This window comes from Auritidibacter ignavus, from assembly GCF_029853775.1.
GTDB classification, from domain to species: domain Bacteria; phylum Actinomycetota; class Actinomycetes; order Actinomycetales; family Micrococcaceae; genus Auritidibacter; species Auritidibacter ignavus.
This window is the reverse complement of the sequence record NZ_CP122564.1, coordinates 235,878-252,046: the sequence shown is the minus strand read 5'-3', so window position 1 is coordinate 252,046 and position 16,169 is coordinate 235,878. Positions and strand designations below refer to the sequence as shown.

Below are 16,169 nucleotides of genomic sequence, written 5' to 3'. Positions count from 1 at the left end.
GATATCAAATCCAGGGTGAGCATCTGCGTCGTGATGCTCACCACCTGAATTTAGGTGACCGGGAAGGTGGCATCCTGTTCCTCAGCGAAACGCCGGATGCGAGCCAGGGTGGCGTCTTGACCGAGAATCTCCAGCGACTCAAATAGCGGCGGTGATACCTTGCGCCCTGACACCGCACTGCGCACCGGGCCGAATGCTTGACGCGGTTTCAGCCCCAGCCCATCGATCAACGCCACGCGCAGAGCTGGTTCGATGGCCTCGGTGGTGAACTGCTCGGGGTCGATGGCCTCCAGGGCACGATAGGCGGCTTCCAGAGCGGAAGCCAGGTCTTCGGGCATGCCTTTCAGCGCCTGTTGTTCGGTTTCGATCTGGTCATCGTCCAGATAGAGGAAGGCCATCATCTCGGCAGCATCGGCCAGCAACTGGGTACGTTCTTGCACCAACGGTGCTGCCTGAGTGAGAATTTCCAGCTCGCGTTCGGTGGGGTTGTCTGCGATGAGTTGCTGGGCCTGCAGGTACGGGATCATCCGATCGCGGAAGTCCTCGGGCTCCAGCATGCGGATGTGGGTGCCGTTGATGGCAATGGCTTTCTTCTCATCGAAGCGTGCCGGATTAGCCAACACGTCGTGGATATCGAAGTGTTCGACGAACTGTTCGGGTGTGAAGATATCCTCATCGGCCGATAGCGACCAGCCCAGCAGGCCCAGGTAGTTCAGCAGACCTTCGCGGATAAAACCGCGGTCCCGGTGCAGGAACACATTGGATTCTGGGTCGCGTTTGGACAGCTTTTTATTGCCGGTTCCCATCACATAGGGTAGGTGGCCGAAAACCGGCATGTGCGTGGCGACACCGATCTCGTACAGCGCCTGATACAGCGCAATCTGGCGTGGGGTGGAAGACAACAGGTCTTCCCCGCGCAATACGTGGGTGATGCCCATCAGCGCATCATCGACCGGGTTGACCAGCGTGTATAGCGGGGAGCCGTCGGCACGTACCACGACGAAGTCCGGTACCGAACCGGCTTTGAAGCTGATCTCCCCACGGACCGCATCAGTGAAGCTGATGTCTTCATCCGGCATCTTCAACCGCAACACCGGCTCACGGCCTTCATCCCGGAAAGCCTGCTTTTGTGCTGCGGTAAGGTTCCGGTCGTAGTTGTCATAGCCCAATTGCGGGTCGCGACCGGCGGCTTGGTGACGGGCTTTGATTTCCTCAGCGTTCGAGAAGGACTCATAGACGTGCCCGGATTCCACCAGCTTGTTGATCACATCCTGGTAGATCTCGCCTCGCTGGGATTGACGGTAGGGCTCGTGCGGGCCGCCAACTTCCACGCCTTCGTCCCAGTCGATCCCCAGCCAGCGCATCGCGTCCAGCAGTTGTTGGTAGGACTCTTCGGAGTCACGCTTGGCGTCGGTGTCTTCGATGCGAAAGACCAGCGTGCCACCGGTGTGGCGGGCCCACCCCCAGTTGAACAGGGCGGTGCGGATCAAACCGACGTGTGGCGTTCCGGTCGGTGAAGGACAGAACCGCACGCGCACCGGGGTCGAAGCATCAACTGCAGGAATATCGTCAAAACTGGTCATAATCTCCACCCTACGCCACTGATGGTGTGGTTGGTGCCGAGCACGTGCGGTTCTGAACGCTTTAGCGCCGGATGAGCGTGGTCAAGGTGCCGATGCCCTCAACCTCGCACTCCACGCGGTCTCCGTCCTCGATGGTGCCGACCCCGGCCGGGGTACCGGTCAGGATCACGTCCCCGGGCAATAACGTAAACGCCCGGGAGATCTCGGCAACCAGATCAGCAACACCGAAGACCATCTGGGAGGTATTGCCTTCCTGGCGCACCTCACCGTTGACCGACGAGCGAACTTCAGCGTCTTCTACATCCAGCTCGGTTTCAATCCACGGGCCCAGTGGGCAGGAGCCGTCGAAGCCTTTAGCCCGGGCCCACTGGTTTTCAGCGCGCTGGATATCCCGTGCGGTGAGGTCATTGGCGACCGTGTAGCCGAAGACTACCTCGGGGACCTTCTCCACCGGCACCTCTTTGCAGATCCGACCAATCACTACGGCCAGTTCGGCTTCGTAGGAGACCTCTTCACTCCACGACGGCAAGGTCACCGGGTCGCCGGGACCCACCACGGTGGTGTTGGGCTTGAAAAACAGCATCGGGACGGTGGGTACCTCGTTGCCCAGTTCGTGGGCGTGGTCGAGATAGTTTCGGCCCACCCCGATGATTTTCGAGCGCGGGATGATCGGGGCCACCAGCCGGATATCGGCCACCTGGTGGGTGGTCGAGGTCGGCTGGATGCCCTGATAGAAGGGGTCGCCGTGGATTTCGGTGAACGTCGCGTCGTCAACCAGCCCGAAGGTGGGCTGGTCGTCGATGACAGCTCGAGCTATCCGCATGGATGACAAGTGTCCTCTCGATCTGATTAGGCCAGGCGGTAGAGCCAGCCATAGGGGTCGTCACTGGCACCGGTTTGCAGATCCAGCAGGGTCTGACGCAACCGGTTGGTGACCGCAAAGTCCGAGTGGGAGGAATCAATCACCCGGTCGCCGTCGCGAAGTGTACCGATCGGGGTGATCACCGCGGCGGTACCGCAGGCAAAGACCTCCGTAATGGTCCCATCAGCCACGCCACGGTCCCACTCATCCAGGGTGATACGACGTTCTTCGACGGTCATACCCTGATCTTCGGCCAGCTGCAGGATGGACTTGCGGGTCACACCTTCCAGGATGGTACCGGTCAGCTGCGGGGTGATCAGGCGGTTGTCGTCGGTCACGAACATCACGTTCATGCCGCCGAGCTCTTCAACAGCGTTGTCGTGGGTGGGGTCCAAGAACAATACCTGGTTATATCCCTGAGCATCGGCCTCGAGTTGCGGGGCCAGGGAGGCAGCGTAGTTTCCACCGCACTTGGCTTCACCGGTACCGCCGGGGCCCGAGCGGGCGTACTGGCGGGAGACCATAATCGAGACTGGCTTGAGCTCGCCACCGAAATAGTTACCGGCCGGGGAAGCGATCACGTGGAAGGAGACCGCGCGGGCTGGGCGCACCCCCAGGAAGGCTTCGGTGCCGATCATGAAGGGGCGGATATAGAGTGATTGACCGTCGCCGTCCGGGACCCAGTCCTGGTCTTGTTCGACCAGCAACTGGATGGCTTTCACGAACGCTTCTTCGTCTAATTGCGGCAACGCCAAACGGCGTGCGGACCGGTTCAACCGACGCGCATTTTCGAAGGGCCGGAACGTCCAGATGGAGCCGTCTTGGTGGCGGTAGGCCTTGATGCCTTCGAAAACTTCCTGGGCGTAGTGCAACACACCGGCCGCCGGTGAAAGCGTGATGGGGCCGAAGGGCTCGATCCGGGCCGAGGACCAGGTGCCTTTCATGTCCAAGAAGTTTCCGGCAGCCGCGGCTTCCCGTTGGGCACTCACGTCGGCTTTCCACTCAATGGTGGCCATGTGGTCGGTGAAGTAGCTACCGAAGCCGGGATCTTTCAGAATCTGGGCACGTTCGTCAGCGCTGACGGGTGCCGGATGGGGGTGAAGTTCAAATTCCATGGGGAAAATCAACGACCTTTCACTTCGTTTCTGGCAGGGCGGCGATGATGTCATCGCCGATCTGCTCGGTCGTCCGGGGACGGCGATTGGCCACATCGCGGCTGACTGCCGTGCGGATTGCCCGTGCGGCCTCGGGCTGACCGTGGTGTTCGAGCAGGATGGCTGCCGAAAGGATCGCTGCGGTCGGGTCGGCACGACCCTGGCCCGCAATATCCGGGGCGGATCCATGAACCGGTTCGAACATCGACGGTGCGGTATCGGAGAGATTCCCCGATGCCGCCAAACCGATCCCGCCGGTGATTGCGGCGGCCTGATCAGTGATGATGTCACCAAACATGTTATCAGTCACAATCACATCAAACCGGGACGGATCGGTGGTCAGAAAGATGGTCGCCGCATCGACGTGCAGATAATCGTGGGTGACCTGCGGAAATTCTTCGGCCACTTGATTCACCGTGTCCTGGTAGAGCCGACCAGCGTGAACCAACACGTTGTGTTTGTGCACGAGGGTGAGGTGTTTGCGCTCACGGTGTTCGGCGGCATAGGTAAAGGCTGCGCGCACCACTCGCTCTACCGAGAACCGGGTATTGACCGAAACCTCGGTGGCCACCTCGTGGTCGGTGCCGGCCCGCAACCGACCACCCTGTCCCAGGTAGAGCCCTTCGGTGCCTTCGCGGAAGACCACGAAGTCGATCTCGCCGGGGTCAGCCAACGGGGAGCGGACTCCCGGGTAGAGCTGAGCGGGGCGGAAGTTCACCCCGTGGTCGAGGCGGAATCGCAATGAAAGGATGATCTCGCGTTCCAGGATGCCGGAGGGAATCCGGGTGTCGCCCGGGTGGGAGCCGATGGCACCGAACAAGATGGCCTGGTGGCCACGGATAGCCTCCAGGGTCTCATCGGTTAGGGTCTCACCGGTGGCCAGATAGTGCTCGGCACCCAGCAGGTACTCGGTGGTGGTCACCGGGGTCTGAGAGACCGCCTTGAGCACCTTGACCGCTTCAGCGGTAACTTCCGGGCCGATCCCGTCGCCGGGTATCACCGCAAGATCCAATGCGGGGATGGTTGTCATCACCGGCCCCCTACTGCTGATCGTCGGTGTCGTCGTGGCGTGGGAACACCCCGACCGGCTTGGGAATCTCAGTTCCGGGCGTAAGCTTTTCATCCCAGGCCGCGAAGGACCGCGGGCCGTGCCCGGAGACCAGGGTTGCTCCGGCATCGCCCTCGGCAGGCACACCCAACAGGCTCAACAGCTGAGTAGCAGAGTCCGGCATGACCGGTTGGATCAGCAACGCGACCTGGCGCACGACTTCCAACGTCACCCATAGGACGGTCTTCATCCGCTCGGGGTCTGCTTTGCGCAACACCCAGGGTGCCTGGTCGGCGAAATAGGTGTTGGCTTCATCGAGCACACGCCAGGTTTCGGCCAGGGCACGGTTGAACTCTTGCCGGTAGTAGTGGTCCTGGTTGATCTTTAACAGCGGCTGTGCTTGGTCCAGTAGCGCCCGGTCGGCGTCCGTGAGGTCACCGCCGGGTGCTGGAATCTGGGCGTCGCAGTTTTTGAACACCATTGACAGCGATCGTTGGGCCAGGTTACCCAGGTTATTGGCCAAGTCGGCGTTCTTGCGGGCGACCACAGCCTGGTGGGTGTAGGACCCATCAGCACCGAAGCTGAATTCGCGTAGTAGGAAGTAGCGCACCGTATCCAGCCCGTAGTGCTCGACCCAGTCGGCCGGGGCAATCACGTTGCCCAAGGACTTGGACATCTTTTCGCCGTCATTGGTCAAAAATCCGTGGATGATGACTCGCTGCGGGAAATCAATGCCTGCCGACATCAAAAACGCCGGCCAGAACACGCAGTGGAACCGGGAGATGTCTTTACCGATCACGTGTAGATCAGCCGGCCAGTAGCCAAACATCTCATCATCGTGGGGGAAACCTGCACCGGTGAGGTAGTTGGCGAGGGCATCGACCCACACATACATCACGTGTTTCTGGTCGGTGACCAGTCCAGGGTCGGCGGCCAGGGCTTTTTCGCTGGGCTCTGGGACGTCAATGCCCCAGTCGAAGCTGGTGCGCGAGATGGAGAGATCTTGCAGACCAGATTCGACAAAGCGGCGGATTTCGTTGGCACGAGAGGCCGGTGCGATGAACTCAGGGTGTGCATCGTAGTGTGCCAACAACCGGTCCTGGTAGGCCGAGAGCCGGAAGAAATAGGATTCTTCTTCAGTCCAGGTCACCTCAGTACCGGTTTCGGTGGCGATGCGGGTGCCGTCGTCGGCCAGCTCGGTTTCGTCTTCGGTAAAGAACCGTTCATCACGCACCGAGTACCACCCGGAGTACTTATCCAGGTAAATATCACCGTTGTCGCTCATCCGCTGCCAGAGCTCTCGAGCAGCCACCCGGTGATCGGTGTCGGTGGTTTGGATGAACCGGTCGTAGGACACCTTCAGCACCGTGTCGTCCATGTCCTTGAACCGGGCTGAATTGCGGGAGGCGAGTTCAGCGGCGGTGATGCCCAGCTTCTGGGCGGTTTGTTGCATTTTCTGACCGTGTTCATCGGTGCCGGTCAAAAAGCGCACATCGCGCCCATCAAGGCGGGCGAACCGTGCCATGGCATCAGCGCCAATGTACTCATAGGCGTGACCGATGTGTGGGTCGCCGTTCGGGTAGGCAATCGCGGTGGTCAAGTAGTATTTCATATCAGCGTTCTTCCAAGTTGAGTTCGCAGGAACGTTCCGCACCGATGGTGTCGCTGATGGTGATCAACGTGCCCTCCGCCAGAGCGGCATCCAGGGTGACCACGGCCAAGGCGGTGTCATTGTCACCATCGGGGCTGACGTCCATGGCAGCAATGTTGACGTGCTGATCGCCCAGGGTCTGACCAATGACACCAATCACCCCGGGTCGATCCTGATACTGCAACACCAGCAGGTGGTCAGCCAAGACCACCTCAAATTCAAAGTCATCGATGCCGACCAGTTTTTGGACCTGCTTGGGGCCGGTCAGGGTACCGGTAACCGAATACTGCTCACCGTTAGCGGCCGCTCCGCGCACCGTGACGGTATTACGGTAGGACGGGGATTCCGGGGAGGTGGTCAAACGCACCTCGACACCGCGGTTTTCGGCCATCACCGGGGCATTGACGTAGGAGACCTGGGTGGAGACCACATCGGTAAACACGCCCTTCAGGGCAGCCAATTTCAGCGAGTCCACGTTCATCTCGGCCAGTTCCCCGGCAACATGGACCTCCACGGCGGTCAGCGACTGGTTGCGCATCAGTGCGGTCAGGATTCGTCCCAGCTTTTCGGTTAGCGGAATGCCCGGTCGCACGTAGGGATCAATCGCTCCCCCGGCGACGTTAACGGCATCGGGCACCAGCTCTCCGGCCATGGCCAACCGCACCGACTTCGCCACAGCGACTCCGGCCTTTTCCTGGGCTTCTAAGGTGGAGGCACCCAGGTGCGGGGTGACGGTGGCCTTCGGTGATGAGAAGAAGCCCAGGTCCTTGGCGGGTTCGTTGACGTAGACGTCGATGCCGGCTCCAGCGATAGCCCCGGATTCCAAGGCGCGGGTCAGAGCGTCCTCATCCACCAGACCGCCACGTGCCACGTTGATGACGTAGGCGGTGTCCTTCATGAGCGCGAACTGCTCGTCCGAGATCATGCCCATGGTTTCGGGAGTGCGTGGCATGTGGATGGTGACAAAGTCGGAGGCTTGGAGAACTTCCTCGAGGCTGAGGAGTTTCGCGCCGATGGACTGAGCGCGTGCGGCGGTGACGTAGGGGTCGTAGGCGACGATGTTCATGCCGAAAGCCTGCATTCGCTCGGCCACCAGCGATCCGATACGTCCTAAACCGACGATGCCCAGGGTCTTTTCATACAGTTCAGTGCCCTTGAGTTTCGAGCGCTTCCACTCCCCCGCTTTCAGGGTGGCGTTACCTTCAGCCAGGTTCCGAGCCGAAGCCAGGATATGTGCACAGGTCAGCTCGGCCGCAGAGATGATGTTCGAGGTCGGGGCATTGACCACCATCACCCCGGCGTCGGTGGCCGCTTGGGTGTCAACGTTGTCCAGCCCCACACCAGCGCGGGCAATAATTTTCAGTTTGGGGGCCGCGGCGATGGCTTCGGCATCCATGGTGGTCGCGGAGCGAATCAGGACGGCGTTGGCCTCGGGCAGGGCTTGGAGGAGTTGTTCGCGGTCCGACCCGTCGGTGTGGCGAACATCGAAGTCACCTCCCAAGACGTCCATGGTGGCCGGGGAGAGCTCTTCGGCAATCAACACGACAGGTTTTGTCACGGTTCTGGACACGCTTTCATCATCTCAAGGGGTGGTTCACTTATTGGTGCATCAGTCACCGCTGTTGATGAGCGGACCATGTGGCCCGCCAACACTGACACCTCACCTAGTCTACGACGCGAGCGAGGGCTGGGAGACTGTGCGAAGCGGGAAAGATCGGAACCCCACCGCAGGTGGTGATCATCGATCACGCACCTTGCGGTGGGGTTCAGTCTCGAGTGAGCCGTGCGAGCGCTTAGCGAGCTGCGGTGCCCTCGGTGTAGTCGGCATCAGAGTCCTTAAGCCAGGAGAACATCTTGCGCAGTTCACGACCGGTGGTTTCGATCGGGTGCTGTTCTTCTTCAGCGCGCAGTTTCTGGAACTCTTCGGCGCCCTGAGCCTGATCGTCCATGAAGCGCTTGGCGAAGGAGCCGTCCTGGATATCGGCCAGCACAGCCTTCATGTTCTCCTTCACCCGGGCATCGATCACGCGCGGGCCGGAAATGTAGTCACCGAATTCAGCGGTGTCGGAGATGGACCAGCGCTGCTTGGAGATACCACCTTCGACCATCAAATCCACAATCAGCTTCAGCTCGTGTAGTACCTCAAAATAGGCGATCTCCGGCTGGTAACCAGCTTCAGTGAGTACCTCGAAACCGGCCTGGACCAGGTGGGATGCCCCACCGCAGAGCACGGCTTGTTCACCGAACAGGTCGGTTTCGGTTTCTTCGGTGAAGGTGGTTTCAATCACGCCAGCGCGGGTGGCACCGATACCCTTGGCGTAGGACAGGGCCAGGTCCTTGGCCGAACCGGTCTCGTCCTTCTCTACAGCCACCAGGGCAGGAACACCGCGTCCGGCTTCGAATTCGCGACGAACCACGTGACCAGGGCCCTTGGGGGCCACCATGGCCACATCAACACCGGCCGGAGGCTGAATGTAATCGAAACGGATGTTGAACCCGTGGGCGAAAAACAGCGCATTGCCCTCAGACAGGTTGGGCTCCACCGACTCGGTGTAGACGGTGGCGGCAACCTGGTCGGGAACCAGCATCATGATCACGTCAGCCTCAGCGGCGGCATCGGCGACGGAGGCGACTTTCAGCCCGGCAGCTTCAGCCTTCGCACGAGACTTCGAGCCCTCGGCGAGACCAATGGTGACATCCACACCGGAGTCGCGCAGAGATTCGGCATGGGCGTGGCCCTGGGAGCCGAAACCAATCACGGCCACTTTGCGGTTTTGGATGATGCTCAAATCGGCATCGTCATCATAAAACTTGTGAACGGACATCATTCTCCTTTTTTAGACAGGGCTCTATCGGTCATGGATTTCCCGCCACGGCCGACCGCAATGGTGCCGGAACGGACTAGTTCTCGAATCCCGAAGGGCTCCAGAACTTCCAATAAGGCGTGAAGTTTTTGTAGTGAACCGGTGGCCTCCACGGTCACCGCATCAGTGGAAACATCCACCACGGTGGCGCGGAACAGTTCTACGGCTTGGACCACCGAGGCACGGGTGGAGGCATCAGAGCGGACCTTGACCAGAATGTGGTCCCGGTGCACTGCTGCATCATCGAGCTCGACGATTTTGATGACATTGATCAGCTTATTGAGCTGTTTGGTGACCTGCTCCAGGTGATCACCATCGGCATCGACCACCACGGTGATGCGCGAGAGCCCGTCGATTTCACAGTTGCCCACCGCCAGGGACTCAATATTGAAGGCGCGGCGAGAGAACAGCCCGGACACCCGCGTCAGCACGCCGGGGACGTCTTGAACGAGTACGGACAATGTGTGTCGTGCCATGGTCTAGTCCTCCTCTGACCATTCCGGTGTCAGATCACGGGCAACCTGAATATCGTCATTGGACACCCCGGCGGGCACCATCGGCCAGACCATCGAGTCCCGGGAGACGACGAAGTCCACCACGACCGGGCGGTCGTTGATCTGCATCGCCTGGTTAATGGTGTCTTCCAAATTCTCGGCGCGTTCACACCGCAACCCGGTAGCACCGTAGGCCTCGGCGAGCTTCACGAAGTCGGGCACCCGGACGGTGTCGGCTCCGGTATTGAGATCGGTATTGGAATACCGGCCGTCGTAGAACAAGGTCTGCCACTGGCGGACCATGCCCAGCGATGAGTTATTGACTACCGCGATCTTGATCGGGATCTGGTTGATCACGCAGGTGGCAAGTTCCTGGTTGGTCATCTGGAAGCATCCGTCACCGTCAATAGCCCACACCACCCGTTCGGGTTGGGCCACCTTGGCACCCATGGCGGCTGGGACGGCAAAGCCCATGGTGCCCAGTCCGGCGGAGTTCAACCACTGGTGGGGACGTTCGTAGGCCACGAATTGGGAGGCCCACATTTGGTGCTGGCCCACCCCGGCAACGTAGACGGCTTCCGGACCGGCAATCTGGGAGAGTTTCTCGATAACGGTCTGCGGGGCCATCAGCCCATCGTCGGTGGGTGGGTAACCCAGCGGGTAGGTGCTGCGTACCTTATTGAGCACCGTCCACCATTCGCTGAGGTCCGGTGTGCCCTCGGACTCACGCAATGCGGTGACGTCCTGGTACAGATCGGGCAGGATCTCTTTGAGATCCCCCACGATCGGAACATCGGCCGCACGGTTCTTGGAGATTTCGGCCGGGTCGATATCGGCGTGAATGACCTTGGCTTTGGGGGCGAAGCTGGAGAGTTTGCCGGTCACCCGGTCATCGAATCGGGCGCCTAGCGTAATCAGCAGGTCCGACATTTGCAGGGCGGTGACCGCGGCCACGGTGCCGTGCATGCCGGGCATGCCCAGGTTTTGCTCATGCGAGTCGGGAACCATGCCCCGGGCGTTCAAGGTGGTCACCACCGGTGCGCCGGTGAGTTCCACCAACTCCAGGAGTTCTTTTTGAGCCTCGCCGCGGGCGGCACCACCGCCGACGTAGAGCACCGGACGGGACGCGGAGTTAATGAGCTTGGCGGCCTCGCGCACCTGACGGGAGTGGCCACGGGTCACCGGACGGTAGCCCGGAATATTGGGCTTCGGTGGCCAGGCGAAGTCCAGGGTGCCTTCCTGCGCATTCTTGGTGATATCGACCAACACGGGCCCGGGACGACCGGAGGTGGCGATATAGAACGCTTCCGCCAGCACCTGCGGGATGTCTTCGCTGCGGGTCACCAGCCGGGAGTGCTTAGTGATCGGCATGGTAACCCCGACAATGTCGGCTTCCTGGAAAGCGTCGGAGCCTATCAACTGGGCTCCGACCTGTCCGGTAATGAAGACCACGGCTTCCGAGTCCATGTGGGCATCGGCGATGGCGGTGACCAGGTTGGTCGCACCGGGCCCGGAGGTGGCGATAGCAACCCCGGGTTTACCGGTCGCCAAGTAGTAGCCCTGGGCGGCGTGGCCGGCGCCTTGTTCGTGGCGGACGAGAATGTGGCGAATCTTCTCAGCGTCCAAAAGCGGGTCATAGAGGGGTAGAACTGCCCCACCGGGTAGACCAAAGACATCGGTGACGCCGAGTTCTTCCAGTGACCGGACAATGGCCTCGGCGCCGGTCATCGTGGTGGGTTCGATCCGCCGGTTCTCTCCGGGGACTCGGTCATCGTATCCACCGGCGGTGGTTCTCGTGCCGCGTGTTGGTGGATGAGGGGGCATCACCGACGGGGTGATATTCGCTCCAGAACTCATGAGCTATGCCTCATTCATTTCTTCTGTCTTCGACTCGTGATTCCGCCATTTGTGGTTTGCACAAAAGGCCATAAAAAAACCCCGATACCGGCTCTGGTGTGGGCCTTACGGGGTCAGCGCATGGTGGCGGTGCTTCGCCAGCTGAGTTTCTCGACTCAGGCCATGCGCTACATAACGACTACTAGGGTCTTCGACATGTTCTTATATTTGCAGTCGAGGAACTGAAAAGTCAAATATGTCGTGAGGTGGCCCACGGTGTGCTATCTCACACCGATTTGACCATCTCACGACCCCGTGTCGTCAGCCCGCTCTGTGCTGTTGTGTGGCGCGCTGTACTGTTGCGTTACCGGGTGCTCACCGGGCGTGAGGTGACCGCACCTGCGGAGGCGGAGGAGACCATGTCGGCAAATTTTCCGAGCACGCCTTGCTGGAATTTCGGTGGCAGGGGCTCGAAGTTCTCCCGGCGACGCTCCAGTTCGGCCTCATCGACCAGCAGATCAATACGACGATCTTTAATGCTGACCTGGATCGCGTCACCGTCTTCGATCAGCCCGATGGGTCCGCCGACAGCTGCCTCGGGAGCAATGTGTCCAATACACAATCCGGTGGTCCCGCCGGAGAAGCGACCATCGGTAATCAGCAACACGTCTTGACCCAGACCGGCGCCCTTGATGGCACCGGTAATGGCTAGCATTTCGCGCATACCGGGTCCTCCCTTGGGGCCTTCGTAACGGATGACCACCACGTCTCCGGCCTGTAACTCGCCGGCTGCCAGTGCGTCCATGGCGGCCTGTTCGCGTTCAAAGACCCGCGCGGTACCGTCAAAGACCTCCGCGTCGAATCCCGCGGATTTCACCACCGCGCCTTCCGGGGCCAACGACCCGTGCAACACGGTCAGTCCTCCGGTGGGGTGCACCGGGTTGTCCAGGGTGCGCAATACCTCGCCATCAAGTCCCTGCGGGTTGAGTTCTTCGAGGTTTTCGGCGACAGTCTTGCCGGTCACCGTCAGGGCATCGCCGTGGAGCACTCCGAGATCCAGCAACGCCTTCATGACCACCGGGACGCCACCAATGCGGTCCAGGTCGGTCATCACGTACTGACCGAAGGGCTTCATATCTGACAGGTGCGGGACCTTGTCTCCGATCCGGTTGAAGTCGTGCAGGCTCAGGTTCACCTGGGCTTCATTGGCGATGGCCAGTAGGTGTAGCACCGAGTTCGAGGAGCCTCCGAAGGCCATCATCACGGCAATAGCATTCTCGAACGCTTCCTTGGTGAGGATGTCACGAGTGCGGATCCCTTGTTTCAGGAGGTTGATCACAGCCTCACCGGCCCGGCGAGCATCAGCATCGCGACGACGATCGGCCGAAGGCGGGGCGGCCGAGCCCGGAATCGACAGACCAAGGGCCTCCCCGACCGAGGCCATAGAGTTGGCAGTATACATCCCGCCACAGGCACCTTCGCCAGGACAAATCGCGCGTTCGATGGTGTCCACGTCCTCGCGCGAGATCAACCCGCGAGCGCATGCCCCTACGGCTTCGAACGCATCGATAAGGGTCACCTGCCGAGTCTTGCCATCCGACAAGGTTGCATAGCCGGGCATGATCGACCCGGCATAGACGAATACCGAGGCCAGATCCAGACGGGCGGCGGCCATCATCATCCCGGGTAGCGACTTATCACACCCGGCTAGCAACACCGAACCGTCCAAGCGCTCAGCCATCATCACCGTCTCGACCGAGTCGGCGATCACGTCGCGAGACACCAGTGAGTAATGCATACCGTCATGGCCCATAGAAATACCATCGGAGACCGAAATGGTGCCGAATTGCAGCGGGTACCCGCCGGCTGCATGGACACCCGACTTCGCGGCATCAGCCAGACGGTCCAGGGAGAGGTTGCAGGGGGTGACTTCATTCCACGACGACGCAATACCGATCAGCGGTTTGGAGAAGTCCTCATCCCCCATGCCCACGGCACGGAGCATGCCACGGGCTGGGGCCCTTTCCATCCCATCGGTCACGTCCCGTGAGCGGGGCTTGAGATCTGGCTCAGATGAATTGTCCGTAGTGCGAGGTGTCATGACGACAGTCTACGACTGCTCGCCCCTGTTATCTGCAACACGACGAACACATTGCACTGACTGAATCGTCGAGTAAATCAATCGCTGGTGATTTCATCATGACGCAGCGTCATCCCAGAGACTAGACTGGTCCATTATGATGGCACACCTCAAGCAGGGCTCTTCCTCGTCTGCGGCGCTGAAGCAGCGCCTGCGTTTGCTCTTTGAAGCCACAATTTTTAACTACGGCGATTACAACCTGATTTATGCCCACCCGGTCGCGACCGGACCGGCCTTCGTGATCGGCTATCGTCGCCAGCCTTTAGAGATGGTATTGCTGCCGATCGTCACCGAAGAGGTCGAAGCCTTTGGGGTGCACACCGAGGCCGACCGAGAAGACATCCTGACCATTGACCTGTCGAATGTAGCCATGGTGTCTGATTCGGGTGCTGGGTACGGAGTCACCACTGTGACCGGCCATCGCGCACATTTTGATGTGGTGGGAGACCCCGAGGTTCCTCTCGGTGCCGGGCACAGCGTGGCTCTCGAGCAGTTCGATGATTCGGAGGACTTTCACGAGTTCATGACCGAACTGATGGACCAGCTCGATGAGCTCTACAAGCGCAAGCAAGATCAGTAGGCTGAACAAGAGGTCGTGATCGTCACACCGCTCAGATTTAACAATCGATAAACTCCTCTGCTAGAGTAGTTCCTCGTGCGAAACGCGCATCTAGTTCTGCGCCTCTAGCTCAACTGGTAGAGCACTTGACTCTTAATCAATAGGTTGTGGGTTCGAGTCCCACGGGGCGCACTCTAAGTCGGCACCTCGTTTGGCCACACGTCAAACAGGTGCCGTTGTCATATCCGGCGGACACGGCAAATCCACCGTCTACCCACAGCTTTAAAGCCACCAGGCCCGCCTCCACGCTGGGTTGTTTGTGCCTATTGACTGCCAGCTTCCGTGTGGCTCTGAGTCTCCGTCATGGTCTGGGCGCTGGTGCCCACCGACTTACTCCTCCTGCATCACGCCCGCGACAGGACCACGATCTGATCCATCCGGTGCAATCGTTACCTCCCACCCTCTCGCTCTCTCGTCCCAGAGCAGGGTACCTCATGAGGCATCGACCACCATGTCCCGACGTGGCGCAACACCCTGGGTGGGAGCCACCTGTCGTACCGGCCCTCTCGCGACGGGCCGCCTGTTGAGCGTGGCCTGGTACGTGTAACACTGCGTCAAGGACACGAAATATATGACAGGGGAAACCGTCGCGCCAGAGATGAACGGACGAATGTGTCAGTGCTTTGACCTCGACTAGGTCCCAGCCTTCCCTATCTGAAGAATGGTTAATCGTTCCTCTATCAACCAACGTCAATGGGAAAACGGGAAGTGATCTGATGACAGTCCGGCTTAGCGCTTTCGATTTGGTACCGCTCTCTGAAGGGTATACCCCTGCCGAAGGTATTGATCATGCTCGAGCCTTTGCTCGTGGCATTGAAGAAGCCGGCTATCACCGCTTGTGGTACGGGGAGCACCACCTGAACCCAGGGATGTTGGGCTACTCCCCTGCCCTGACCATCGCCTTGTTGGCCAGTGAAACCGGAACCTTGCGGTTTGGTTCCGGAACGGTTCTGACCGGTCACCGCACTCCTTTCTCGGTGGCAGAAGAATTCAGCCTGCTTGAAGCGGCCTTTCCGGGACGAATTGACCTCGGCTTGGGACGTGCCGGGTTGAAGGGCCCTAAAAAGAAGCGCACCGAGGCCGAAGCTGCCAAACAAGAGAAGAAAGATGAGGCTAAGCAGCAGTCAGACGACTACGAGACCGACAACGGCGTGTTTATCCCCGCTTCCCCCGATTTGTCTCACCTCTTTGGCTCACCGCGTGCTACCGCTCAGCAGGCCCTATTGCATCAGCCCGGCGCGGAGCCTCGCTTCTATGATGAGTACCTCGATCAATTACTGGATTTGTTCCATGACCGCGCCGTAGTACATGGCGAACCGATCTCGAATGCCACCGCGGATGTGGGTTCTCCGGAGATTTGGATTTTGGGTACCAACGCCGGTGACTCCTCGCAACTGGCCGCAGAAAAGGGACTACGGTTTGGTGCGAATTATCACGTAGCCCCCACCCATACTCTGGAAGCTCTGGCGGACTACCGCGAGCGCTTCCAACCCAGCGAAGACCTCGATGCCCCATACACCATCGTCTCCGCTGAAGTTTTGGTGGCCGATACCACCTCCGAGGCTGACACCTTGGCAGCTGGTTACGACCAGTGGGTCTACAGCATCCGTAGCGGTCAAGGCGCTATCACATATCCTTCACCCGATACCGCTGCACAAAACCAGCTCACCGCCGAACAGCAACCCCTGGTCCGCGACCGGACGACGACCCGCTACGTGGGGGACCCGCACCAGGTGGTCGAGAAACTCAAGGCGCTACAGGCCGCTACACAAGCCGACGAATTGCTGATCTCGACCATTACCCACGACCCGGAAGCCCGCCTGCGTAGCTTCCAGCTGTTGGCTGAGGCCTGGCAATAGCTTCCCCGTTGCCCTCCGGCTACCCCTGACCACCCATCCCAGCCCATCAACTACCCAAC

At 60.1% G+C, this 16,169-nt stretch carries 12 protein-coding genes and 1 tRNA gene; 3 read left to right on the top strand and 10 right to left on the bottom strand.

Features of this window, described 5'->3' with window-relative positions:
- Positions 1-50: 50 nt before the first annotated feature.
- From gltX to ilvD, 10 genes are all read right to left on the bottom strand, one after another.
- Positions 51-1,583, bottom strand: coding sequence for a glutamate--tRNA ligase (gene gltX / locus QDX22_RS01080; RefSeq protein ID WP_110100326.1), 1,533 nt, complete (start codon positions 1,581-1,583; stop codon positions 51-53).
- A 61-nt stretch (positions 1,584-1,644) separates the two neighbouring features.
- A complete protein-coding gene (locus QDX22_RS01075) occupies positions 1,645-2,406 on the bottom strand; it encodes a fumarylacetoacetate hydrolase family protein (RefSeq protein WP_110100325.1) in 762 nt (253 codons plus the stop codon).
- A gap of 26 nt (positions 2,407-2,432) precedes the next feature.
- A complete protein-coding gene (locus tag QDX22_RS01070; protein WP_110099728.1) occupies positions 2,433-3,560 on the bottom strand; it encodes a branched-chain amino acid aminotransferase in 1,128 nt (375 codons plus the stop codon).
- Between the two features lie 19 nt (positions 3,561-3,579).
- Entirely contained in the window at positions 3,580-4,629 is a 1,050-nt protein-coding gene (locus QDX22_RS01065; protein WP_110100324.1) for a 3-isopropylmalate dehydrogenase, read from the bottom strand.
- A 10-nt stretch (positions 4,630-4,639) separates the two neighbouring features.
- Positions 4,640-6,259 (bottom strand): methionine--tRNA ligase, encoded by a 1,620-nt coding sequence (metG, locus tag QDX22_RS01060; RefSeq protein ID WP_279717912.1) that lies wholly within the window; start codon positions 6,257-6,259, stop codon positions 4,640-4,642.
- Position 6,260: 1 nt separating this feature from the next.
- Positions 6,261-7,856: a phosphoglycerate dehydrogenase gene (gene serA, locus QDX22_RS01055; RefSeq protein ID WP_110100322.1), complete on the bottom strand. Its 1,596-nt coding sequence runs from the start codon at positions 7,854-7,856 to the stop codon at positions 6,261-6,263.
- Positions 7,857-8,091: 235 nt separating this feature from the next.
- Positions 8,092-9,123, bottom strand: coding sequence for a ketol-acid reductoisomerase (gene ilvC / locus QDX22_RS01050; protein ID WP_110100321.1), 1,032 nt, complete (start codon positions 9,121-9,123; stop codon positions 8,092-8,094).
- Positions 9,123-9,638, bottom strand: coding sequence for an acetolactate synthase small subunit (gene ilvN, locus QDX22_RS01045; protein ID WP_110099732.1), 516 nt, complete (start codon positions 9,636-9,638; stop codon positions 9,123-9,125). The genes ilvC and ilvN overlap by 1 nt, the downstream gene beginning before the upstream one ends.
- 3 nt (positions 9,639-9,641) lie before the next feature.
- Positions 9,642-11,513: an acetolactate synthase large subunit gene (locus QDX22_RS01040; RefSeq protein WP_110100320.1), complete on the bottom strand. Its 1,872-nt coding sequence runs from the start codon at positions 11,511-11,513 to the stop codon at positions 9,642-9,644.
- Between the two features lie 343 nt (positions 11,514-11,856).
- Complete coding sequence (gene ilvD / locus QDX22_RS01035) at positions 11,857-13,593, bottom strand: dihydroxy-acid dehydratase (RefSeq protein WP_110110037.1); 1,737 nt, start codon at positions 13,591-13,593, stop codon at positions 11,857-11,859.
- A 136-nt stretch (positions 13,594-13,729) separates the two neighbouring features.
- On the opposite strand from ilvD, the gene QDX22_RS01030 reads away from it, so the two are divergent.
- The 3 genes from QDX22_RS01030 (at position 13,730) to QDX22_RS01020 (ending at position 16,110) form a co-directional block, all read left to right on the top strand.
- Positions 13,730-14,212, top strand: a complete 483-nt coding sequence (locus tag QDX22_RS01030; RefSeq protein WP_233242775.1) for a hypothetical protein — start codon at positions 13,730-13,732, stop codon at positions 14,210-14,212.
- A gap of 98 nt (positions 14,213-14,310) precedes the next feature.
- Positions 14,311-14,383: transfer RNA gene (locus QDX22_RS01025), tRNA-Lys, on the top strand.
- A gap of 584 nt (positions 14,384-14,967) precedes the next feature.
- On the top strand, positions 14,968-16,110 hold the full coding sequence (locus QDX22_RS01020) for an LLM class flavin-dependent oxidoreductase (RefSeq protein WP_110100319.1): 1,143 nt from the start codon (positions 14,968-14,970) through the stop codon (positions 16,108-16,110).
- The last annotated feature ends 59 nt before the right edge of the window (positions 16,111-16,169 follow it).